Source organism: Anaerococcus senegalensis JC48 (genome assembly GCF_000321005.1).
In the GTDB taxonomy this organism is placed as follows: domain Bacteria; phylum Bacillota; class Clostridia; order Tissierellales; family Peptoniphilaceae; genus Anaerococcus; species Anaerococcus senegalensis.
Genome location: NZ_HE578907.1, coordinates 569615 through 594409 on the forward strand (window position 1 = coordinate 569615; position 24795 = coordinate 594409).

General features: G+C 28.9%; 18 protein-coding genes. 1 reads left to right on the forward strand and 17 read right to left on the reverse strand.

Features of this window, described 5'->3' with window-relative positions:
• Nucleotides 1–5: 5 nt before the first annotated feature.
• Together ASHG_RS02920 and ASHG_RS02925 are read right to left on the reverse strand one after the other, a co-directional pair.
• Entirely contained in the window at nucleotides 6–1724 is a 1719-nt protein-coding gene (locus ASHG_RS02920) for an ABC transporter ATP-binding protein (RefSeq protein ID WP_202898853.1), read from the reverse strand.
• The gene (locus ASHG_RS02925; protein WP_002839670.1) at nucleotides 1708–3462 is read right to left on the reverse strand and encodes an ABC transporter ATP-binding protein; all 1755 of its coding nucleotides are present in this window, start codon (nucleotides 3460–3462) and stop codon (nucleotides 1708–1710) included. Before ASHG_RS02925 ends, ASHG_RS02920 begins: the two co-directional genes overlap by 17 nt.
• A 148-nt stretch (nucleotides 3463–3610) precedes the next feature.
• Between ASHG_RS02925 and ASHG_RS02930 the strand changes: the two genes are divergently transcribed.
• Entirely contained in the window at nucleotides 3611–4570 is a 960-nt protein-coding gene (locus tag ASHG_RS02930) for a helix-turn-helix domain-containing protein (protein ID WP_002839666.1), read from the forward strand.
• A gap of 61 nt (nucleotides 4571–4631) precedes the next feature.
• Here ASHG_RS02930 and ASHG_RS02935 read toward each other — a convergent pair whose 3' ends face one another.
• The 15 genes from ASHG_RS02935 to ASHG_RS03010 all read right to left on the reverse strand — a co-directional run bounded on the left by ASHG_RS02935 (nucleotide 4632) and on the right by ASHG_RS03010 (nucleotide 24781).
• Entirely contained in the window at nucleotides 4632–6020 is a 1389-nt protein-coding gene (locus ASHG_RS02935; protein WP_040397429.1) for an ABC transporter ATP-binding protein, read from the reverse strand.
• Between the two features lie 10 nt (nucleotides 6021–6030).
• A complete protein-coding gene (locus ASHG_RS02940; RefSeq protein WP_002839659.1) occupies nucleotides 6031–6687 on the reverse strand; it encodes an energy-coupling factor transporter transmembrane component T in 657 nt (218 codons plus the stop codon).
• Between the two features lies 1 nt (nucleotide 6688).
• Complete coding sequence (locus ASHG_RS02945) at nucleotides 6689–7270, reverse strand: MptD family putative ECF transporter S component (RefSeq protein WP_040397431.1); 582 nt, start codon at nucleotides 7268–7270, stop codon at nucleotides 6689–6691.
• A 10-nt stretch (nucleotides 7271–7280) separates the two neighbouring features.
• Complete coding sequence (locus ASHG_RS08715) at nucleotides 7281–10568, reverse strand: condensation domain-containing protein (protein WP_051145867.1); 3288 nt, start codon at nucleotides 10566–10568, stop codon at nucleotides 7281–7283.
• Between the two features lie 16 nt (nucleotides 10569–10584).
• On the reverse strand, nucleotides 10585–11628 hold the full coding sequence (locus ASHG_RS02960) for a hypothetical protein (RefSeq protein ID WP_040397434.1): 1044 nt from the start codon (nucleotides 11626–11628) through the stop codon (nucleotides 10585–10587).
• The gene (locus ASHG_RS02965; RefSeq protein WP_040397435.1) at nucleotides 11625–13070 is read right to left on the reverse strand and encodes an acyl carrier protein; all 1446 of its coding nucleotides are present in this window, start codon (nucleotides 13068–13070) and stop codon (nucleotides 11625–11627) included. Before ASHG_RS02965 ends, ASHG_RS02960 begins: the two co-directional genes overlap by 4 nt.
• 8 nt (nucleotides 13071–13078) lie before the next feature.
• Nucleotides 13079–14494 carry a condensation domain-containing protein gene (locus ASHG_RS02970; RefSeq protein WP_040397437.1) on the reverse strand — a complete coding sequence of 472 codons (1416 nt, stop codon included), beginning with the start codon at nucleotides 14492–14494 and terminating at the stop codon, nucleotides 13079–13081.
• Between the two features lie 2 nt (nucleotides 14495–14496).
• Nucleotides 14497–15543: a Gfo/Idh/MocA family oxidoreductase gene (locus ASHG_RS02975; RefSeq protein WP_040397439.1), complete on the reverse strand. Its 1047-nt coding sequence runs from the start codon at nucleotides 15541–15543 to the stop codon at nucleotides 14497–14499.
• A 21-nt stretch (nucleotides 15544–15564) separates the two neighbouring features.
• Nucleotides 15565–19005: a non-ribosomal peptide synthetase gene (locus ASHG_RS02980; RefSeq protein ID WP_082705783.1), complete on the reverse strand. Its 3441-nt coding sequence runs from the start codon at nucleotides 19003–19005 to the stop codon at nucleotides 15565–15567.
• Nucleotides 19006–19017: 12 nt separating this feature from the next.
• Nucleotides 19018–20604 carry a (2,3-dihydroxybenzoyl)adenylate synthase gene (locus ASHG_RS02985; RefSeq protein ID WP_002842342.1) on the reverse strand — a complete coding sequence of 529 codons (1587 nt, stop codon included), beginning with the start codon at nucleotides 20602–20604 and terminating at the stop codon, nucleotides 19018–19020.
• Nucleotides 20601–21287, reverse strand: a complete 687-nt coding sequence (locus ASHG_RS02990; protein WP_002842315.1) for a 4'-phosphopantetheinyl transferase family protein — start codon at nucleotides 21285–21287, stop codon at nucleotides 20601–20603. The genes ASHG_RS02985 and ASHG_RS02990 overlap by 4 nt, the downstream gene beginning before the upstream one ends.
• A 1-nt stretch (nucleotide 21288) precedes the next feature.
• On the reverse strand, nucleotides 21289–22029 hold the full coding sequence (locus tag ASHG_RS02995; protein ID WP_051145868.1) for a thioesterase II family protein: 741 nt from the start codon (nucleotides 22027–22029) through the stop codon (nucleotides 21289–21291).
• A 120-nt stretch (nucleotides 22030–22149) separates the two neighbouring features.
• Nucleotides 22150–23118 carry a 3-deoxy-7-phosphoheptulonate synthase gene (gene aroF, locus ASHG_RS03000; protein WP_004837825.1) on the reverse strand — a complete coding sequence of 323 codons (969 nt, stop codon included), beginning with the start codon at nucleotides 23116–23118 and terminating at the stop codon, nucleotides 22150–22152.
• Between the two features lie 15 nt (nucleotides 23119–23133).
• The gene (aroQ, locus tag ASHG_RS03005; RefSeq protein ID WP_004837826.1) at nucleotides 23134–23562 is read right to left on the reverse strand and encodes a type II 3-dehydroquinate dehydratase; all 429 of its coding nucleotides are present in this window, start codon (nucleotides 23560–23562) and stop codon (nucleotides 23134–23136) included.
• Nucleotides 23540–24781 carry a shikimate kinase gene (locus ASHG_RS03010; RefSeq protein ID WP_040397441.1) on the reverse strand — a complete coding sequence of 414 codons (1242 nt, stop codon included), beginning with the start codon at nucleotides 24779–24781 and terminating at the stop codon, nucleotides 23540–23542. Before ASHG_RS03010 ends, aroQ begins: the two co-directional genes overlap by 23 nt.
• Nucleotides 24782–24795: the final 14 nt, after the last annotated feature.

A 24795-nucleotide genomic window follows, 5' to 3' on the forward strand; every position in this document is an offset into this window, starting at 1 on the left:
TCCCCTCAATATATAAATTCTTCTGCTAATTTCGTTTTTTCTAATAAATTGTTATACAATTTTGATTCTTCTATCAGTTCTTTGTGATTGCCTTGGCTTTCCACATGTCCATTTTCTATGACTATGATTTTATCTACATTTTCAATAGATTTTAATCTATGGGAAATAATAATAACTGTTTTATCCTTTATTAATTTATTCAAACTTTCTTGAATTTTCTTTTCATTGTCCACATCAAGACTTGCTGATATTTCATCTAATATAAGAATTGGTGCATCCTTTAAAAAAGCTCTTGCAATAGAAAGCCTTTGTCTTTCACCACCAGAAAGCTCTGACCCATTTTCCCCTATAACTGTATCTAATCCATTAGGAAGTTTATTAATAAAATCCATACAATTTGCAAGGGTAGCTGCCTTGATAACTTCTTCATCGCTGGCATCTTTTTTACCTATACGAATATTTTCTAATATAGATGAGTTAAATAAAGTAACATCTTGAAAAACAATAGATATTTTCTTAAATAAAGAATCTGTGGAAATGTTTTTTATATCCTTTCCATCTATTAAAATTTGACCTTTATCATAATCATATAATCTTGATATTAATCTTAATATACTTGTCTTTCCAGAGCCAGAAGCTCCAACTAGAGCCGTTACCTCTCCCTGTTTCGCAGTAAAGCTAATGTCCTTTAAAACCTGATTATCATCATAAGAAAAAGCTACATTTTTAAAGACTATATCAAACATATTCAGTTCTACATCTTTACCCTCTTGAATTTTTGTTTCCTTAATCTCCCTAATCCTTTCAACACTTGGATCTATAGAGAACACTTCTAATAATCCTTCTTTTGATAAATCGAAAATATCTTTTATCTTTATGGCAGCCATTAAATAACCTAAGAGATATAAAATGTCAATCTCCCCAGATAGAATAAGGCTAATACCAACATAACTAACTACTGCTATACTTACGAAAGAAAACATAGTAGATAAACCTAATGTTATAATAGAACTCTCTTCCACTTTTAAATGTATTTTTTCACTTTCATCCATCTGTTTATAAAGTGATGTCTTCACTTCATCAGATAAGTTGAAACTATTTATTTCTTGTTGAAGTTCAATAGTTTCTTGGAATTTTTCTGAGTTTTCTCTAAGTACCTTGTGATATTTCTCGTTTCCTTTTACCTGCGACTTTTTAGCAATAGGTATTAGTATAAAACTTAAAATAGTTGGGATCATTACTGCTAGCCCCATCTTAAAATTGCCTATCATTAGCATAATTCCAATTAGTGGGAAAAATAAGACCATTCCTCCTACTTTAGGTATTGAATGACTCATAGCATGTTCTACTTTTTCCACATCAGCCATAATCGTTTGAGATATATCTGATAAATTATGTTTTGAAAAGTAGGATAGGGGAAGTTTTGATAGAGTTTCAGCAATATCTATTCTTAAATTAGCACTCTCTTCATAAGTTGTAGTATAAAGATCATCATATTCTTTGGCTAACAAAACATACATTATTACTAATGTAACAACAGAAACGCCAAAATATAAATAAGGGCTTTTAACATTTTTCAAAAGAAGCTGATCTGTTAACATCATTAAAATAAAGGCAGGAACCATATTAATACAGTAGACCAAGAAACTTGATATAGTAGATTTAGTAAGAGCTTTAGCCCCTTTATCAGTCAGACAAAAGCGTTTTTTATAAAATTTCCTCATCTTTAACCCTCCATTGATTTGCACTATCATAAAGCTCTAATAATTCCTTATATTTTCCACCTTTTGAAATAAGTTCTTGATCACTGCCTCTTTCAATTATTTCTCCATTCTCTAAAACTAAAATTTCATCAACAGAACGAATACTACTCATCCTATGGGCAATCATAATAACTGTTTTATCTTTCATAAGGTTTTTAAAGGCCTTTTGAAGTTCATACTCATTGTCTGGATCAATAGAAGCACTAGCTTCATCCATAATTACAATTTTAGATTTTTTGAGCAAGGCTCTTGCAATAGCAATTCTCTGTTTTTCTCCTCCTGATAAATAGACTCCTTTTGAGCCAATCATGGTATTCTCCCTTTCAGGAAACTTATTTAAAATAACATTACAACCTGCAAGTTCCATGGCCTTCATTACTTCTTCCCTACTTGCCTTTCTATTAGCAAGAGCAACATTTTCGTAAATAGATTTCTTAAAAAGTTTGCTATCCTGAAAAACAAAAGAAATTGTATTTATTAGAGCATCTTTACTATAAGATTCTAAGGGTCTCTCTCCAATCTTTATACTACCACTATCTACTTTGTAAAAACCAGATAATAGCTTTACAATAGTCGATTTACCTGACCCTGAATGACCCACCAAAGCATATTTTTTTCCCTCTTGTAATTTAAATGATAAGTTTTCTAATACTTTATTTCCATTGTAGCCGAATGTTACATTATCAAACTCTATATTATAATTTTTGAAATCACTATTCTCTCCATAAGACAATTTATCTTCACTCATTTTTTTATATAAATCTTCCAAAGTATCTACAGCATACCTAGCATTAAAAATATTCATGTTAGCCCATATGATTTTCATAAATGAAACCATCATTACCCCACTTAAAAATAAAATCATGAATAGTTCAACAACAAGCAAATTAGCATTATTTACTTTATTTATAGTAAAAACTAATGGAATAGATAAAATTGCAATAATGCCAAAAAATATCCACTGATATAAAACATAAGGTTTTTTAGAACTAATAGAGTAATCAAGAGCATACTTAGAGTAATCCTTAATCGCCTTATAAAGATTTTTAAAAGACGCTACAGTAGCTCCAAATATTTTAACAACCTGCATTCCTCTAACATATTCTACTGTTTCACCACTTAAAGCTTCTAGAGAATCCTGATAAAGTTTCATAAACTCTCCTCCACCCATCATGTTTTTTAAGATAGTAGCACCCACTATTGTTAATATGAGAATAACTATTCCCACTCTACTACTAATAGAAAAGGCAAGTATTAAAGATAAGACTGGAATTAAAAAAGCTTGTGAATTATCTGGTATCATATGTGCTACTGCCGTATGAGTTTTAGCTGCATTATCATCAATAGTTTTTCTTATAATTCCAGATGGATTTAAGTCATAAAAACGAAAACTTGCTCCTGTAAGTCCATCTATCCCTTTCTTTCTCAAATTAGTTTCTAAACGAAATCCGAGCTTATGGGAAAATAAACCTGATAGTAAATATACCAAAGCTCCCAACGTCAAACACAAAACAGTTTGAATAGACATTGCTTTAGCAACTAATAAATCCTCCTCAACAATTGAACTTCTTAAAAATTTATACAACAATGAATATCCGTACACCATCAGAAACGCAGATAGTACTGATAAGAAAACTGCTATATATCCATTATGTTTTCCCTCAGGCACATAGGAAAAAAGCCTTTTGTAAATTTTCATATTTACCCCCTTAATAATATTTTGATAAATTTCAAATAAAAAATACGAATTACTTGATAACTTTTATCATAAATATATTGTAAAATATTTTCGTTTGTTTTACAATATATATAGGTTTATATGTCTAAACGTGTTATTGGAGGTTTGTATGGAAAATTTTGAAAGTTTAATAAATGCTTATGTTTCATCGGAATTAAAAGACGAGAATTATTTTCATCCTCTAGGGAGGTATTATATAGCTAATACGAAATTATATAATGGTTATTACTGGTATTACGAAAGTAGCGACTTTATAATAGACATTCATAATCTTTTCATAAAAGAAGATTTTGTAGAAGATGCCCTTGAATCAATGCAAAATTATGTTGCATTAATTTCCAATTTTGTAATATCTGGAAACGGAGAATGGTTTAATCACTATCAGTCAATTGAACCTTTTTCTATGTTTGTTATGGATCCAAGAGACAAAAAGAATAGATATCTTATACATAAAAATTCTAGATTGTTTCTTGTAGGTGTAAAATTTAAAAAAAGTTTTTTAGAAAAATACTATCCACCATATTCTTACTCAAATAATATAGATGATTTAAAAGATATATTTTTTCAATCTAAAAATTCAATTGTTAATCCAATAAGTAGGATTGTTAAAGATATTTTGACTTGTAAACTTGAAAATATTGAAGCTAAACTTTTCTTTGAGGAAAAGGTAAAAGAGTGGTTTCATATAACTGTTGAGACTAGTGAAGATTTAAAAAATTTTAAGCCTCTTTCGACAGAAGATGAAAAACTTATTGAGAATGTAGAAAGATATATTAGCGATCATTATTCTAGCAACATACCTCAATCACTTCTAGAAAAAATCGCTTGTATGAGTGGAACAAAGTTAAAGGAAAGTTTTAAGAAAAAAACCAATTTGAGTATTACAGAATTTACCCAAAGAAAAAGAATGAATATAGCAGAACAGCTATTGTTAAATACGGACCTAGAAATTAGATATATTTCAAAAACAGTAGGCTATACTTCACCTAGCCGATTTAGTAAGCTTTACAAAAGATATAAAGGTGTATATCCCATAGAAGTTAAACAAATGATTAACCTAAACAAATGATTATTATATATAATATGAGAAGGATGGTAAAATTTTTTTACTATCCTTCTCATTCCTATTTTCAAACCATTTTATATATCCCATCTGCTACATTGTTTAAAAACTCATAATCATGCGAAACAACAATTACAACTTTATTGGATTTTTTCGCCAAATCTTTTATAGCTTCTGATACAATTATCATATTTTTGAAATCTAAGCCACTTGTAGGCTCATCAAAGATTATGATTTCTTTATCTGAAAGTAGAGCTAAGGCAATTGTTAACCTTTGTTTTTGTCCTCCTGAAAGCGACATTGGATGCTTATCTTTATATTTATCTAATCCAAGCCTGTTAAGAACTATATCTACCTGATTTAATCTATACTCAGGCAAATTTAATTCACACTCTTCTTTTACACTTCGAGTGAATAATTGTGAATTAATGTCTTGTGTTACAAGGTATGTATTTTTTAATCTATCTTTATTATTTAAAAGTTTATTGTTTAAAAAAACACTTCCTGTATTTTTCTTCATAAGTCCTGAAATACACTTTAACAGACTTGTTTTTCCTATACCATTTTTCCCAACTATACCTAATACTTCACCTCTATTCAAAGAAATATTAATATCTTTAAATATGAAATTTCCATTTATTGTATACGATAAATCTTCACATACATACTCATCATTTTTATTAAATTCTTTTTCAAGAACTTTCAACTTCGGAGTAGATAAAGTTCTAATTTTGAGATTATTTTCTTTTTTTGAGTTAAATAATTTTATCTCTTCTTGTGTAAAACAATCCTTAATTATACCTTCGTCTATATAATATGCTTTATCAATTATATCTTTTAAATAATATAATCGATGTTCTGCAACTATAATTGTCTTGCCTTCTTTTTTAAATATTTCAATATTATTTTTTATCGTTTCAATTGTATCCATATCAAGATTTGAAGATGGTTCATCCAATACGACAATATCTGTGTTTAATGCAAAAATAGATGCAAAAGCTAAAATTTGTTTTTCTCCACTTGACAATGAGATGACATTTTTCCCCAGTAATCTATCTATGTTTAATCTATTAATAGTTTTTTTCAAGCTTTTTTTTATTAACTCTGGATCAGCTCCCATGTTTTCAGGGCCAAATACAATTTCTCCCTCAACATCAGAATTAAAAAATTGAGATTTTGGATTTTGAAATATTGAACCAACTTTTTCTGAAATTTTATATTGTGATATATTTCTAGTAGATTCTCCATCTATTAAAACTTCTCCAACAAAGTCAGTTTGTTCTTCAAAATGTGGTATAATTCCATTTATTAATTTAGTCAATGAGGTTTTGCCTGAACCACTTAGTCCCATAAGTAGTATACATTCCCCTTTTTCAACATTCAAATTGATGTCTTTTAATATTTTATATCCCGTTTTAGATGTACAAGTTACATCATTTATATTAATATAATCCATTACAACTCACCTAAAATATAGCCATAATTAAAACAACAGATAAAATCACTAATACATCATAAACAGTAAATTTAAAATCAATTATTGTTGTTTTTCTACCTGGATTCTCAACTCCTCGTGTTACAGCTGCCTTAGATAACTCTTCAGACATATCAATCGCAGAATTTATTATAGGTACAACAAATATATCCATGTTTTTAATCATACTAATCCCCCTTATTTTCATTGATTCTCTAACACAATGTATATCTTGTCTTAATGTGGGAAAATATCTATAAGTTATCATAAATGCTAAAATAAAATTTTCTGAGAATTTAAATTTTCTAAAAACTCCTGCAATTCCTCTTACAGTCACCGTTTTGTATAACAATGTTCCTGCCATTATGCAAGGAAAAATCTTCCTTGCATAAGAAACAGGTACAATAAATGTCGTTACAATCCACTTGGGTGAATGGGGAAAAACAAAATAATTTATTATTAAAAAAGTAATAAAAGTTAAATATACTTTTAATCCCGATTTAAAATTTCCGCAAACCGTCAATATAATCAACAAATAGCTCATTAAAACTAATTCACTTGCCACCGTTCTACTTTTAAAGAAAAATATATTTACCAATAAAAGCAGTATTATTGAGGTTCTAGGATCTAATTTTAATCGCCTGAACATTTTAATTTCTCGCCTCAAAATTTTTATATAGAAATGATTTTAAAATCCCACAAGATAATAATCCAAAAACAAATGGTGTTACAATTAACACAATTAACATTGGTGTATTAATAAAGCTTTTTAATGTATTAACATAATCTACTGGCATTCCATTTTCAAGCATTTTTGATATGAATTCATCTTTTAAAATCCATACTTGTGCTGGAGAACCTATCATACCTAGTGAAAAAAAAGCATATGAAAGTGAATCCCCTTTATAACTATCATACTTTGATAGGTATCTTATTAGCTCTGCCAATATACTGGCAATTGCTAATGATGCAATTATTATTAAACTAAATTGACCAGTTAAATAGTATATTATAGCAACAATAACCCCCATTATTATGACTGCTCCTGTTTTTTTAACTTTTTGAACCATAATCATATATGGGATAGAACCAACTAAAGCTATAAAACCAGGCATAAGCACCCACATTAATGGATGAAGACCTCCTAAAAGCATAAAACCAAAATTGATTGCAAAATATATTGCAGTAAATATACCTATCGTAATAACATCTTTTCCTCTTAAATTTTTCATTTTTTCCTCCTTATTTTATTGTTAACATATTAGCTAACTCTAATACTTGCTTATCATCTTGAATAATACTATAATGATTTCCTTCTATATATTTCTTGTTTACCTTACCTACTAAAATAGAATCCCAAATTTTTAGAAGTTCTTCAAAATCTCCAAAAGCTCCTTCATGATTCGTTGTAATATAATAATCAATATCGCCAAAGTAAATGTTTGGCATATAATGCTGAGCCTCATATGATTTTTTAAAAGTTAAAAATGCTTCCTTAAATAATTCATGCGGTATATAAGAGTTTTTTGATTTATCTAGCATATTTGAATAAATATTTAATCTTTCTTCCTCACTTTTTGAATTCAAATCACTAATAATCTTTTTATCGTTTGGTTTTTCTAAACAATCAATAATGCTTTGAATAGAAAAATCATTAACTCCTTGATTTCTCATGTCTTGAATAACTGTACTTTGTTGTATTCCGAAATCTTGTAAAGTAATTCCAAACGCATTCAAAAAATTCAAATCTGTTATTATACTACAAATATCTATATCGGGAAAACTACTACCCTCTATTATAGATAAGTTTTCTACTGCAATACCATTTTCCAAAAGCATTGAACCTAACTCCAAAGCAACATTCCCACTAAAACTATAACCTATAATCTGGATTTCTCTAAATTTAATTTTACTTATTTCCTCAAAAAATTCTTTAGCTAACTCCCTTACTAATATTTTTGAATCAATTCGCAAAAATTTATTTACATCCGAAACAGCCATCAAGTAAACATCTCCTTGCCCTTGACTAACCAATTCATCTATCAATTTATCTAGTAAGCGTGTTCCCCCAAATGCTCCATGTAAAACAACCCTTATTTTTGAATTACATTTATTCTCATTTTCTTTAAAGGATTTTACCGTAATCATTTTATCTAATTTAGAATGATCTTTCATCCCTTCATTAGTATAATTATCTTCATTTAAGACTATTTCTCTAATAGTACTTATAGATGGAGACATTAATAGTTTTCTTAATACTTGTTCAAATCTTAATTTTAAGTTAAATTTTTCTATAAGCTGTGTTGAGATCTTAGTTATTATTAATGAATTTACCCCTAGTGAATATAAATCTTCCTCAGAATCTATGTTTGTAACATCAATGACTTCTGAAAGTAATTCTTGTATTTTTTTTGTTAACTCAACATCTGACTCGGAAATATAGTTTATGTTTTTTTCGTTCAATTTTACTTCTTCTAATTTCTCTAATAAATCATTACTGATAAACTCTACATTCTCCATATGATAACCAACGATATACTGCAGTTCGAAATATCTATCTATAAAGTCTAAAAAATCTTTTGGTATAAAATTTGAATTCTCCAAAACATAGTTTCTTTCTTCTGTACTTAAATTTTTAGCATCATTTAATTTACCTAATTCTACATTGTAAAAATCATATTTAATTGGATTACAATCTGAACTGACTAGCAACCATTTATTGTCCATAAATTTGTTTTTATAAATAATAGATTTTAATGACATAAACCTTACTTTTAAATAAATAGCTATTTTAGGCTTCTTTAGGTTTCTATTTTCAAAATCAATTTTCACATTGAAAACTTCATCCAGCGATAGAAGATATGTTTCTATTTCACTTAATATATAAGAATAATATAGGCTTTTTTCATCTATGCTATCACTACAAATTATTTCTCCAGAAAAATTTTCCCATCCATACTTTCCTGTAAATTCATCAAAAGTATTATCGTGTCTCTCAATTTTACCTACACATAATCTAGGGCAATAATTCCCATCCAATCCAAGAATATCATATTTTGTCAATCTGGTGTTATAATTAACGAGTGCTTTTTCATCTTTGTGCCAATTCTCAGTGTTCTGTGATAATTTAACTACTAAAGACTTAAAATCATAAAACATTTCTTCTATTAATCTTTCATCAAATACGCCTTCACGTATGTCCCAATTAATTTGCAAGCCATCACCGAACTCACTACATTGACAATCTATAAATACCTGAGGACTCTGAGATATACCATAATCAAATTTTCCAATAAAGTCTATTTTAGGCAACCCTATAGCACTTGTAAAAACATATGGCATTAAGATTTCTTTATGCTTCATATTTGAAAGATCCCTTATTACATCAACACCAGAATAACTTTTATTATCCAATGCCTCAAAAAGTATATTATTCAAATTTCTTGTATAATTAATAAACCCATCTTTCATATTATCTTTAATAGATATTAATAGAGTATTAGTGAAATCTCCTATAAGTTTTTTAGTATATTCGTTGTAGTTAGTCTTGCTAAAGTTTGTCATATTTATAGTCATGTTTTTATTTATACTATATTTTTTTAGTGTTACAGCATATGCCGCCATTATTGTAGCAGTTGGTGTGACTCCAACATTTTGGGATATTTTTCTAATTGAATTCCATTGAGTTTTGCTAAGCATGAAATGTAATCTTTTAAATCTATTTAATTCGTGTTTTTTTAAATAGTAATCACTTTTTGTTGGTAAAATTGGTGATTCATAAATTTTATTCAGTTTTCTTTGCCAAAACAATTGACTTTTTTTTGAATCCACTCTTAAAGCATTCTTTATTTCATCAATTCTGTAATTTCTAAAAGTATACTTTTCTTCAGAATATTCTTCTAAGGCTTTATTAAAATAATAATCTTCAAATTCTGAAAGCAACTGCATAATCCCTGACCAATCTGAGATAATGAAATCTATTGATATGTGTAAAACTGAATTATTACCATCGCTAGATAAGCCTATATCAAACATTGGCCAAGAACCTAGTTCATACTGTTTGCATTCAAGACTATTCCTTATATAATCCCTTGAACCGACAATAATATTATAATCACTAACTTTTTCCAATATTTGTTGAAAACCAGATTGAAAAATCACAGCTCTTAACATTCCATGTTTTTTTATAAGTAAATTCCATATTTTTTCGACTCTATCTTTATTTAATCTTGAATATTCTATCTCCTGATATATATGACAAGATACACCTCCATACTGATAAATGTCACTTCTTCCAATTAGATATGCAGATTGAATTGGAGACAACGGAAAAGGCTGTTCCTTATTTTTTATATGCTCTTCTACATTTCTAAGATATTCTTTTATACCTTCCTTATGTTTACTTATTTTCTGTATTTCATCTAAACTAGGTTTCCCTCTTAAGGATTTATACTTGAGTTTATCGTCTTCTAAGTATAACTCAATTCCTAAACCTAGTAATTCATCAACTATTGATTGATAATTATCCATAAAACCTCCTTTTCCTTTACTCAATAACTCCTGAATCTTTAAAATCTATATTTTCTAATATGCCATCATATATTTTGAAAAATAGTGATTTGTCAATAGTTTTCATGATATCAAACATTTCCATTAACATGTTAGTTTCATACATCTTAAAGACTCCTGTTCTGTTTTCTTTTAACGAAAAAATACTCATCGCTATCGCTGCTGTTGCAGTTAATTTGCTAGCTGAAGTGCTTTTTAATAAAACAGTATATTGCTTATTTGTCTTTGTTGTCACATAAACAACAAATTCCTCCTTGACAGGCAAAATCTCTGTGTCAAGCATAGATGCTATAACTAAATTTTTAGACAATTCATTAATATCAATATCTATATTTTTGATGGACTTCAACAATTGGTATACTTGTCCATTAATAAAACATATAGAAAACTCCGCATTTTGTATGTTTAGTATAGAACATATTCTTTTGACAGTGTCATCAGTATAAATAAGTTTTTTATAGCTTTCATCTCCCATAGTTATATTAGTATCTAGACATTTATTGGGAACTACTGTACAATTTTTTATTGATGTCATTGGTGATATTTCATTTCCAAAAGTGTATTCTAAATATTCTTTTGCACCTTCATACGAAAATTTATCATTTACAATATGCATTAATTTTAAACGTTCTATTTCTCCAAATTTCATTTTACAAAATGCAGGTATTGCTTCAGTCAGTCCAGGAGAAACACCAACATTTGTATAAACTATATTTTCTTTACTATAATATATTTTATCGTCACGATGGACATCAATAACATTAGTATGCGTTTTTTTCGCAATAGATAATAGTGTTCCCATCTCTCTTACAGATGTACAATTAATTACACACCTACAATCTTTTAGGAATTTTATACAAGATTCCTCATTATTTATATCAACTTGTTCACTCATATAAAACCTATCTGAATCTAGGTCTGGAGACCTATTGCCTACTTTAAATGGCATTTTTTCATATTTTTTTAAAAGATTCACACATTCATTTCCTATATTTCCTTTACTTCCTATCACTCCTATCATATTTCACCATAAATTACACTTTCCTGGCTGTCTGCCAATCTATTAATTAATTCCAACATATCTTCAAATATCAAGTTCTCAAAAATATCTTTCATACTTATGTTACAATTAAATGCATCATTAATTTCTATTAATAACTTGGTGGCAGATAAACTATCTCCTCCCAATTCAAAATAATTTTTATTGTATAAATCAAGATTTGTATTTTTTAAATTTAGCTCCCATATCTCCTTTAACTTTTTTTCATGATCATAAGCAGTTAAAAATTCTTCATCTTTATTAATCAACTCATTTTTTTTAAGTTGTGCAGAGCAAGAACAAATATGCATTATTTGTTCTACATCAATGTCATTACATAATATTGATATATCTTCCATCTCTAAATTTATGTCTTTTGATATATCTGTTATTATTTTCTTATAATCATAGTTACAGAATCCTTCTAGTAAATACGAGTGATGTTCCCCTATTACATTAAGTTTAGTTTCTGTAAATATTTTTTGAAATATTGTCAAAATATGTTCTCTCTTATAAAAAAATTCATTTCTAACATCATTCTTAATATCAAGATTGTTTAAATTATAGAAAATCCCAAATAACAATGCCATAGAATTCATTTTATCAAAATCAGAAGTAATTAATTTTCCGCCTTTTTTTAAAAGTTTTTCTAAAAAACATATCACAGTCTCTGGCTCTTCATAATTATGAATATTGTTTAACATTATTATATAATCATACTTTGATACCTTATCCCCACTTATTGAAGTTATATTTATATATTTATCCTCCAAGTTATATTTCGTATCATTTAATACTTCGCTTAATCTAACATAATAACACTCAAATTCATTTGGTAGCCTTTCCGAAAGAATTTTAAACAGTTCATGAGAGTCAATTATTGCGATACTTGCACCATTCTTTTCTTGCAATATAATATCTTCTATATGCTTTAATATTAACTCACTTTCTTTGCTATGAAGGCTTATAGCATTTGGAGATAATTTCTCATCTTCTAATAATAAATATCTATTGTTATAATCTTGAAGCATTTTGATAAATGTACCTTTGTTAGATATTAAAAACTTGTATAACTCATTCGTTTCCACGCTTTCTTTCCCATAGTCTTTAAAATCTTTAATGTATTCAGTCCACTTATTAATTATAGGTCTATTGTTTTTATCTATTATTAATTTTTCATCTTTCAAATCTGTTAAAATCTCTAAAATAAAGCTTTTTACCGCTTTCATCCTTTCGTGTTCAATGGTATCAAAATTATATTCTAAATTATCATTTAAAATTGAACTCTTTATAACTTTGTTATTAAAGCTATTAATACTAAATGAGATTCCAAGTTTATATTTTTCATTGCTTTTAAATTCTAATATAGAACAATTCATTTCTTCATTTATTGGTATGTTTGTTACATTATTTTTGTTTACCATATTCCCCCCTAGATTAATCCTTCTAACATTAATTTATACTCTTCCAATAATCTATGAATTTGAGAATCGCTAAATAATTCGACTACATAGTCAAACGAGATAGCTAAACAACCATCTATTTCTCTTATGTGATGATCTAAAATTACTTGAGGAGTTTGACTTATGCAATAAACTTCAGCGAATCCTTTATAAATTGATTGATAATCTACTCCTAGCATACTTGTCACAACCACAGGATAGTATTCTACTCCATTTTTCAGTTTCCTTATTATATTAATGCCATCATATAGTCTATAATTCAAAGCTTGAATAACTTGCTCTTGAATATTTTTTGAAGATTTTATTATATCTTTTTCTTTCGAATCATATTCTATTAAAGCAATATTGCTAAATTCACCTATTAAATTTAATGCTTTTTTATTGTTTATGTTTTTCCCAAACATCGTTAAATTTACCGCTATATCTTTGTTAGAACTGTATTTTGATAATACACACATGTAAACACCAATTATTAGATTTGAAAAACTGACAGAGTTATGCATTGCGATACTTTTGAATTTTTTTGTTGTCTCCTTGTCAAAAACATAACTGACTGTTTTGAAAGTCATACTTTTAACAGTGCTTATATCTTGTTTAGTTTTTAACTCAGGTGGTTTAAACAAGTTCTCAGATTTAACAGTCCAATATCTATCAGCTTCTTCTATTAAGTTTTTATTAGCTATTAAATGTTTATTAAAATCTCTTAAATAATCTGTATAATTATAATCTTGGACTTCTATATTTTCTCCTGAATATTTTTTAAATAACATCTTGGTTAAAATATCTATACTCCATGCATCAAGTATAGAGCAATCATATATCATATGAAGTATGTCTTTGTCTTCAAAAGATTTTCCTACACAAACGTCAAACATAGGCCATGTTCCATAATTATAAGTTTTGTGAGACATCTCTTCCCTATACTTTATCCTCTGTTCATAGGTTTCTAATTTATAGGACTTAATATTATAGTTAGGTATGTTTTCAGAGATAATACCTTTTCCTTCCCTAAAAATAACCATCCTAAGAGCTTCGTTTTGGTTGATAATCCAATTAAGTGATTCCTCTAATTTTTTAACATCTATATTTTCTTTTTCAAATTCTTGATAATACGTTGCATTTACTGTGTTTAGTGCTATTTCCTTTTCTTTTCCCATAAGATACGCTTTTTGCATATATGTTAGATCAAAAAACCTTTTTTGATACTTTCTGTAAAAATTTAATATGGGTTCTTTTACTTCCTTTATTTCTTTTATAACACTCGGTTCTAATGCTTTTCTCGTTTTAGAATATAACTTATCTTCACTGTAAACAAGTTGTATGCCATTTTTATTCAATTCAAATAAGTACTCTAAAATATCAGCATCATTTTTTAAAACATTCATGCCTATCCATCTCCTTGCTCTTTTAATAAATCAATTATATTAAAATGTTTTAACTCATAATTGATACTTTTAGGGAATCCAGATATTTTTGTACATTCTGACCATTTATCTGAAACCAAAAAATCTTTTTGTGCATTAATTGAGTTGTCTTTGCTGTTAATACAATCTATAAAAGAAATAATATCTTCTGCTATAGCAATAGGATAATTTATATTCATAAGTTCAGAGTAATCTATTTCTTTTTCATCACATACCACATAGCAAACATCGGAGTTTTTAGAGTCATCAAGAGTATCGTTGAAATTTAGAATATTCATTCTTGATCTCCATATTACAGATCCAAAAGTATCATTTAGTTCCAGCCTCCCACTTTCATAAAAGAAAATAACTCTATGAAGAATATGCATGTTATCATTTGGATGCTTATCATCGACCTCATTATGAATTTGAATGTGTACTGTAGTATTATTGATTTTACCAATAATATTAGCAAAGGGATATTTATTTGCTTCGCCTTTATTTGAAATCTGAAAATCCCCAAAATCATTCACAGCCTTAGCTAAAATGGATATTAATGAATACAATCCTTGACTTGATGTTAATACGCTAATATGCTCAATATTTTCTAAGTTATTTAATAGATTAGCTGTTTTTATAAATGTTTTTACTGAATCTAATCTACTATATAAATCCCCTATCTTATATTTCACTCCATTTTGTAGCGATAATTTATAACACTCAATTATTTCTCCACTACTTAAAGGATGTTCTTGAATTACATTGATTTTTTTATTTAAAAGTGATTTTGCAATCTCAGTACCATGACCGCCTAGTATCGATGATTTTATTGCAACAATTCCAATACTTATATCATCAGGTATCTGATCTACTTTAGTGAAAATTTTAATATTTTCTTTGATTGCTAACTGCTTTGAACGGTTACTGCCAGTAGATAAAATTCCGATTAATTCAATATTTGGTATATGTTTAATCGCTTCTACATACATTGACCCAAATGTACTTCCGCATATCACTACTTTATAATTCATGATGTTCCCCCTATTTAATATTTAATCATCATCCTTTTCTTTGCTATTTCTTCGTTTAATTACTTTTGCTAATGATTCTATCGTTGGATAATCAAATATATCTTTTACAGAAATTTCCACACTAAGTTCATTTTCTATTCTTGCTATGAGATTAATTGCAGATAAGGAATCTCCGCCTACTACAAAGTAATTATCATCTGTTTTAATTGAATGTAAATCTAAAACATCTTCCCATATTTCTTTAAGCAGTTTTTCAATATTTAAAATCTGACCCTTAGATTCTTTTTCTATCTTTTTGTGATTATTCTTTATTGAATATAAATAATTTTCAACTAACTTTTTCTTATCTACTTTGTTATTTTTGCTTACCGGAAAACTAGATAATTCTATAAAGGTATTGGGAATCATGTATGCCGGTATTTTTGATTTTAAATATGTTGAAATTTCATCAATATTTATCTGTTGTTTTCTTATTATAAAAGCCACTATCATATTTGGATTTCTAACGTTTAAAACAACAACATTCTCTATGCCTTTGTATGACTGTATAGCCTTTTCTATTTCCCCTAGCTCTATTCTATGTCCTTTAACTTTAACTTGAGTGTCTTTTCTGCCGAGAAATTCTATAGTACCATCATTCCATATTCTTCCGTTATCACCTGTTCTATACCACCTTATATCATCTTCTACAATGAATTTTTTATCAGTTAACTCAGTATCTCCTCTGTACCCTTTAGCGACACCTACTCCTCCAATTAATAACTCACCTTTGCAATAATTAGGACAAGTTCTACCAAAGTCATCTACCACCTTATATACTTGATTCTCTAGAGGTTTCCCATACGGTATCGAAGCCCAATTGTTTGGAATTTCTTTAGGTACATTTAGATAGTTTGACCATATAGATGCCTCCGTAGCCCCACCCATGGCCACAACAACAGAGTTATTACTCATATTATAAAATCTTCCTGGTAGATTTAAAGCAATCCAATCTCCTGATAGCATAACAACTCTAAAAGGTAATTTCCTCTTTTTACCTTCAGCCATTGTAACTAACATATCAAACAGTATCGGAACTGAGTCCCAAACAGTAACGTTATATCTATCAATTAATTTAAGCCAATCATCTGGAATTCTGTAATTGTCTTCACTTGTGGTAATAAATGTACCACCAGCATGTAAAAGTCCAAATATATCAAACACAGAAAGGTCAAAATCTATAGAAGACACCATTAAGACAGTATCATTAGTATTAATGTTATATTTCTTATTCAGGTCTATGCAGGTGTTGATAGCACTAGTGTGCATTATTTCAACGCCTTTTGGCACTCCTGTTGTCCCTGATGTCATAATAATGTATGCACTGTCATATGGACTAACTTGAACAGGCATTTCTAATTTCTTATCGCTATTCATTCCTTTATCTAAATCAATAATCTTAACTTCTTCGTTATCCAAAGAACAACTAATTATTGTTTCTTCATCACTTATTATGTGATTTATACCAATTTGATTATATATTTTACTTCTTCTTTCATTAGGCTGTGTAATTCCTATAGGTACATATGCTGCACCGCTAAATAAAATTCCAAAGATAGCAAAAATTTGTCTACTTCCTCTTGGAAGTGTTATTCCTATATAATCACCCTTTTTTATGCCCTCTGATTGTAAATAAAAAGCAATTTTTAAAGCATTATCATAAAGTTCCCCATAGCTTATCTCTTCACCTGTAGAAGAGTCTATAATTGCCACTTTATTTGGATTTGATTTAACATTTTTAATAAATCCATCGTAAATTCTTTCATCTGGATATTTCAGTGGAATAATAGCTTCAATTTCCTGCCTTCTAATTTCCTTTTGTCTTTGAGATAAAACATCTGTTTTCTTTCCCCAATTTTCTTTTTTAGTTAAGGAAATAAGGAGTTCATAAAAAGCATCAAACATATCATTTAATAATTCTTCTGGGTAAAGTTCTTCCACAGCATCCCAACATAAAATTAACTTTTCATCTGTTACATAAGTCTGAAAATCCAACCAAACACCTGGTGTTTGAGAAATCATATATGAAATTCCCCCAAGTGCTTCTCTTGACTTTTGCGTTTCTAAAGGATAATCAATATTACAAGCAAACACAATAGGAGCCACGTTATTATTGTTACCTATTTCTTTATACATATCTCTTTGAACTTGGACGCCAGAATATGAGCTATGGGCAACATTCTCTAAAAATACTTCACTAACCCTCTCTATAGTTTGTATCAATGTTTCCCCTAGTCTTCTCTCATAATCTACCAATAATAAATTAGTAAAATCTGCAATCATATTACTTAAATTACTGTTTTCAGTATCCCTATTAAATAAAGGCATATTTATTAAAAACTTTTCTTGATTAGTCCATCGTTCTATTACAAGACCATAGCAGGCCAATAAAACCATTGATGGTGTTACTTTATGCAAAGAGGCTAGTCTTTTTATTTCACTCCAACTTTCTTCATCTACCACTTTCTTTCTTCTAATAAACTTAGTTTCTTTAACCATTTCAGGCCTAATTTTTAGTGGTAAATTAGGTGTTTCCATAGGAAAGTCATTTTCAATTTTTGTCTTCCAAAAGTCCTTATCCTCTTCTAATTGTAATTGATTGTCTTTATTATCTCCAATATAATCTTTGAAGGTATAGTCTATAGAATGTTTTTCACCTTCTCCTACATAATTTCTTGTTAATTCTTTAATCATAATGCTTAGACTCATAACATCTGCAACCAACAAATCAATATCTAAAAAGATTTTTGTCTTTCCCTCAGGTAATAAAGCAATTCCAAGACCTGCTACTTCACCTTCTTCGACCTTTAATTTCCTATGAGATATTTTTTCTCTAATTTCATTTAAAGAATCCTTAATTTCTTTATTATCTAGATTCTCTAAGTTGTATACACTAATTTCGTCTGTGTAAGGAGACTCCATGATTTCCTGAGTGCCATCACTGTTAAATTTTGCTCTCAACATTGGATGATCTTTTTGTAATTTTATCCACGCTTCATTTAATTTTTTAACATTTATATCTTTACCATCAATTTCTAGATAGGCATGACACCCTACGCCTCCCAAAACCTGATCATCTTCTCTACCAACCCAGTAAGCATATTGCACATCTGTTAACGGAAATTTAATACCAACATATTCTTTGTTCTTAACTATTTCTGCTTCTTTTGATATAAATTTATCGTTAATTTTTGCACTCTTAATTAACATTTCCCATTCATTAAAAGTTGGTTTTTCCATTAATTTAGAGAATGATATCCTAATACCTGATTTTCTTAACTTATTAGATATTTTCATTATCATAATAGAACTTAATCCTCTTTCTATAAGATTATCGCCCTTCTCAAAATCATCGTTAATTTCCATGCGAATATGTTCTTTAATGGACTGTATCACTTTGTTTTTTATATCATTTATCTCCATTGCTAATTCCTCCTATAAGGCAGATTTTCTAAGTGTTTCTTTACTTATCTTACCAACGCTTGTCAATGGCCAAGCATCAACCTTTTTAACTAAATCTGGTAATTTGAAATGGGCTACTCCATGCTCTTTTAGAAATGTTCTGATTTCATTTAGAGTAATCTCGTTATCTCCTGAAAGGACAAAAACTCCTATTTTTTCTCCTAAAATTTGATCTGGAATTCCTACAACTTGTACTTCTACAATTTTATCGTGAGTTAATAGAATTTCTTCTAGCTCTGTAGGGGTTATTTTTTCTCCAGCTCTATTGATCATTTCTTTTAGCCTTCCTACAATTTGAAAATTACCATCTTTAAGCTTTCTAGCTTTATCACCTGTTTTGAAGTAACAATCTTCAGTTATACAGTTCTTATTAATTTCATCTAAATTATAATAACCATAAATTGTATATGGGCCTCTAACTATAAGTTCTCCATACTCCTCTACAGGTAATTCTTTCCCTTCTTCATCAACAATCAATACCTCATCATATTCACTTATTGGTTTACCTTGTGTATTGTATATAGTTTCACTATCATCATCTAAACTTGTAGTTGATATTAAACCTTCAGCAATTCCAAAAATTTGCTGAAGCTTACAAGAAAAACCTCTCTCGATTTTCTTGGCTGTAATTTGGTCTAAAACAGAACCACCAATCTGAATCAATTTTAAAGAGGATATATCATATTCATCCATTTCTAAAAACTCTATACACATATTAGCCATGGCAGGAACTAATCCAGTAATTGTAACTCTCTCTTCTTCAATTAACGGTATTATCTCATCAGGGCTTGTAGTAGGGCAAATCACTATTTTCCCTCCATAAAACAATGTTCCCATTATTCCAGGGCATCCTAAAGGAAAGTTATGAGACATCGGTAAAGCAGCTAAATATACACTTTCTTCAGTTAACCCACACCTTCGTCCCGAATACTCTGCTACATATAAGTAATCACAGTGTCTCCTTGGGATTAATTTCGGTATTCCTGTTGTTCCTCCAGATAACAATAGTAAACCTATGTCTTTATAATCAACATTCACATTTTCTTCAATAGGCGTATTTGCTTTGATTTCTGTTAGAGATCTGAACTCTTCATTATCTCCCTGAATAAAAACTTTTATATCTGTTCTATTTTCTTTAATAACTTCTCTAATCATTTCCGTATAAGAAAATCCTAAATACCTATCTTGTGCGATATATGCCTTTGCTTCTGATAATTCAATTATTCCACTAATCTCCGTCTTTCTATGAGCTGGTAAAGACATAATTGGAATTACTCCTATTTTAAAAAGAGCAAAAGCCACAAAAATCAATTCAGCACTGTTTGGTAGTTGTAATACAACTTTATCACCCTTTTTAAAGCCTTCTTTTAAAAATCCCTTTGCATATCTATTAGAGATACTTTCAATCTCTTTATAAGAATACTCGTTTCCATTTTCATTGATGGCTATTTTTTCACTATATTTATTGGAAACTTTAGTTAAAAAATCACCTAGAGATAAATGATTCCAAACCTCTTTGTCATAGAAGTCTTCTAATTTTTCTTTAATTTTTATATTCATTTTTCCTCCGTTGTGCAAATTGCCCCTATATACCCTGAATTATCTCTAATCATTCTAAGTTGTTTATTGTAGCCTTTACTATCTCTTAACTCAGCCCAATTCTTGCTAATATTTATAACTTCTATCTCCTTAGTATCTCTGATTAGACCAATACCATCACATTTTAAGTAAGCTTCCTTAATCGTCCATAATTCATAAAATTTGCAGAAATCCTTATCTATATATTCAATTTCTGAATCTGTAAAACAATTATTTACTATATCTTTGTACTCAAATCTCTTATTTATCCATTCTATATCTACGCCTATTTCTTCTTGAGAGAATCCAACTATTACAAGACCATCTGTATGGGAAATGTTGAACTTTATTCCTTTATTGTTTTTAACAAATGGTTTTTTGTACTTTCCATTTAATACCTCTATTTTTTCAACATCTTTTCTTAATATAAAGGAAAAAACTTTATTTACTACGCTTCGAGATACAATATAATTTATCCTTGCTACCTCTGATTTAAATCCTTGAGCATGTTTAATTTCTTCCTTTTTTAAAAATTTTTCTGTATAATATTTATCCTTAAATTCAGATGTGTTAATTGTTAATAAAGCTACTTCATTATCAAAAAACCTATCAACAATACAGTCGATTTCATCAAATTTAAACACTTGTAAAATTTTTGTATCCATTCTAATCGTTGATATATTTTCTCAATTCTTTAATTACATCTTCTTCAGAAGTGTTTATAAACATATGTTCTCCTTCGATGTACTCATATGTGAAATTCTTTGTCGTATATTCACTCCACTTAGTCATTTCTTCTAAACTCATTTCCTTATCAATTGTTCCCATCAAGCCTAGTATATCACTATCAACTTTTTTATATTCTTCATCTTGATAGTCCTCATCTATGATAAAATCTGCTCTTAAAGTAGGTAAAAAGATACCAATTAAATCCTTGTTAGCTAATATTTCATCAGGAGTTCCACCATATCTTCTCAATCCTTCTATAAATCCATCATCATCTAAATGGTAGATAGGATTTGGCTCTTTATAGCATGGCGCCCTCCCCGCTGAAATAATTAAGCCTTCAGGGTTTGGAAGCCCACTCTCTTTTATTTTCAATGCTAATTCATAAACTATCTTAGTCCCCATGCTGTGTCCAAATAAATAATATGGTGATGTAAAGTCAAAAACTGTTTTCATAGCTTTAAATAGTTCTTCAACTAATTCTCTGATATCCTTAATAGCTTTTTCAGAAAACCTATTTTCTCTACCTGGATATTGAGCAAAATACACACCGCTATTTTTAAAATGTCTTCCCCAATTTTTAAAAGAAGAAGCTCCTCCTCCAGCATAGGGAAATATAAAAATGGTATTCCTACTCTCTTGTATTCCTATTTCATTGCCATGTACAAACCACTTACTCAAATTATTACCTCCTGAAAAATATTAAATATTAGCATTTGTTAGTTTAAGCTAACTTAATAATAGCATATATTGATAGCATTTTTCAATATCTATTGATATTTTTTATAAAAATATATTTTACTATTTACAAAATCTAATTATAGTTTTCAAACTAGATATATCTATTGTTTGTTTTCCATCGCTCCAAGCATTTTCTGGATTTAAGTGAGATTCTATTATGATTCCGTCAGCACCTGCTGAAATTGAAGCTTTAGATAAGGGACCTATTAGTTCCCTCTTTCCTGTTGCATGACTTGGATCTGCGATTATTGGTAAATGTGTAATATTTTTCAAGAAAGATATGGCAGCTATATCCATTGTGTTTCTTGTATAATTTTCGTAAGTCCTAATTCCTCTCTCACATAAAATAACTTTTCCATTGCCACCAAGCATAATATACTCAGCACTTAATAAAAATTCTTTTATCGTTGCACTTAATCCTCTTTTAAGTAAAATAGGCTTATCTAGCTTCCCTAATTCTTTTAATAGTGAGTAATTGTACATATTCCTAGCACCTACTTGTAAAATATCAACCTTATCTATCATATAGTCCAGTTCTCTGATATCCATTATTTCCGTTACTACAGGTATCTCAAGCTCTTTACCAATCTTATTAAGAATGTCTATTCCCTTTCTACCTAAGCCCTGAAATTCATAAGGAGATGTTCTTGGTTTAAACGCTCCTCCTCTTAATATATCTGCTCCTGCTTTTTTTATACCTATTGCTATATTTCTTACAATTTCTTCTGACTCAACAGAACAAGGTCCTGAAATAACAACAGGTTCTTCTCCTCCAATTTCGATCCCTTTTACATCAATTATGGTTTTCTCTTTATATCTTTTTGTTACTAAATATCCATTCTCAATAGAAATATCTTTTGTATTTAGAAAAGCTTCTTCCTCATTTTCTATCTTTGAACATAAAGTATTATCAAAAACATTGATGATATAATAATCTTTAATATCATAATCTTGAAATAGAATATCTTCTTTTTTTAAGTATTCCACACATGCTTTAAAGTCTTTTTTTCCCTTCAGAATGTATTGCATTTTATCACCCCTTTTCTACTTTTTAATTAGGGATTCAATGGCTTGTAAATAACCTTCAAACCCCTTACCGTAGATTGTCATCTCAGCATGTTCTGAAATAAATGACTTTTTCCTATAATCCTCTCTATCCATTATGTCTGTTAAATGAACTTCTACCGTTCTTATTCCTACAGCTTTTAAGGCATCTAAAATAGCTATGCTGGTATGAGTATAGGCGCCTGGATTAATCACTATTCCATAATATCTACCATAAGATTTTTGAATTATGTCTATTATCTCTCCTTCATGATTAGATTGGAAAGTATCCACTTCAATATTTATCTTATTTGCATATTCTTTGATCTCCCTACACAAATCCTCATATGTTTTTACTCCATAGATTTCCGGCTCTCTAATTCCCAACATATTAAGGTTTGGACCATTAATAACTAAAATTTTTTTCATAAACTTTTACTATCTCCTCTACTGTTTCTAGAAGACTTTTATTATTTTTAACCCTATAATCTGAAAGTTTTTTATAAATAGGATTTCTTTTCTCATAGATATTATTCAATCTATCTATTCCTCCTTGCGAAAGAGGACGTCCCCTGGTGTCAAGTTGATCTAAATCTCTCTCTATATAAATAACTTGTGAATTGTATTTTAGATATCTCCAGTTTTCTCTATCCTCAATGACCCCTCCACCAGTAGAAAACACTTTTGAAAAAGATAATAGCTCTTCCCTTACTACTTCCTTTTCAAGTTCTCGAAAAAAACGTATCCCATTTTTTTCAATTATTTTTTGAATAGTCATTTTATGAAGATTTTCAATACAATTGTCAATATCAACGAATTCCCTGTTGATTCTATGTGCTAACTCTCTTCCTATTACAGTTTTTCCACTACCTGGCATGCCAATCAATACGATATTTAATAATCTTTTTCTTATCTTTCTTTCTACCTCATCTATTAAGCTATCATCTATTTTCTTACTCAAGAATATTTCCGCAGCTTTTTTCCCTTGAGCAACTAGCATTGAAAGACCTGAGTTTGCCTTACACCCTAGTTCATTTGCTTCTATCATCAGCCTCGTGTTTAAAGGATTATAATTTAAATCAATGACATGCTTTAATTTAATCAGTTTTTTTATTTCTACAGGAAAGCTTTCATCAACAAGTGGATAAACTCCTATTGGTGTACAATTTATAAGTATCTCTGTGTCTTTAATAAGTTCTTCAATATTATGGTTTTTTATATCTTCTCTAGAAATTATTTTTATTGATTGACATTCTAAATCTTCTAGGACTACCTTACTCATCCTTGCTGTAGCTCCTGATCCAATGATAGAAAACGGACTTTCTTTCTTTATGGATTTTATCTTCTTAATCATGTGTAAAAAACCATAATAATCTGTATTATATCCATACAAACTGCCATTTTTATTTACTATCGTATTTACACAACCTGTCTTTCTTGCACTTTCATCTAACTTATCACAATATTCTTTTGCCATTATCTTATATGGATTTGTAATGTTTAAGCCTTTAAATTTCTTTCCACTTAAAATTAATCTTATATCTTCTTCACTACATTCTACTAATTCATATTCATAGTCCCCAAAATACTTGTGTATCATTGGAGAAAAACTATAAATTAGTTTTTTCCCTAGTAATCCATATTCCATACTTGCTCCTCTAA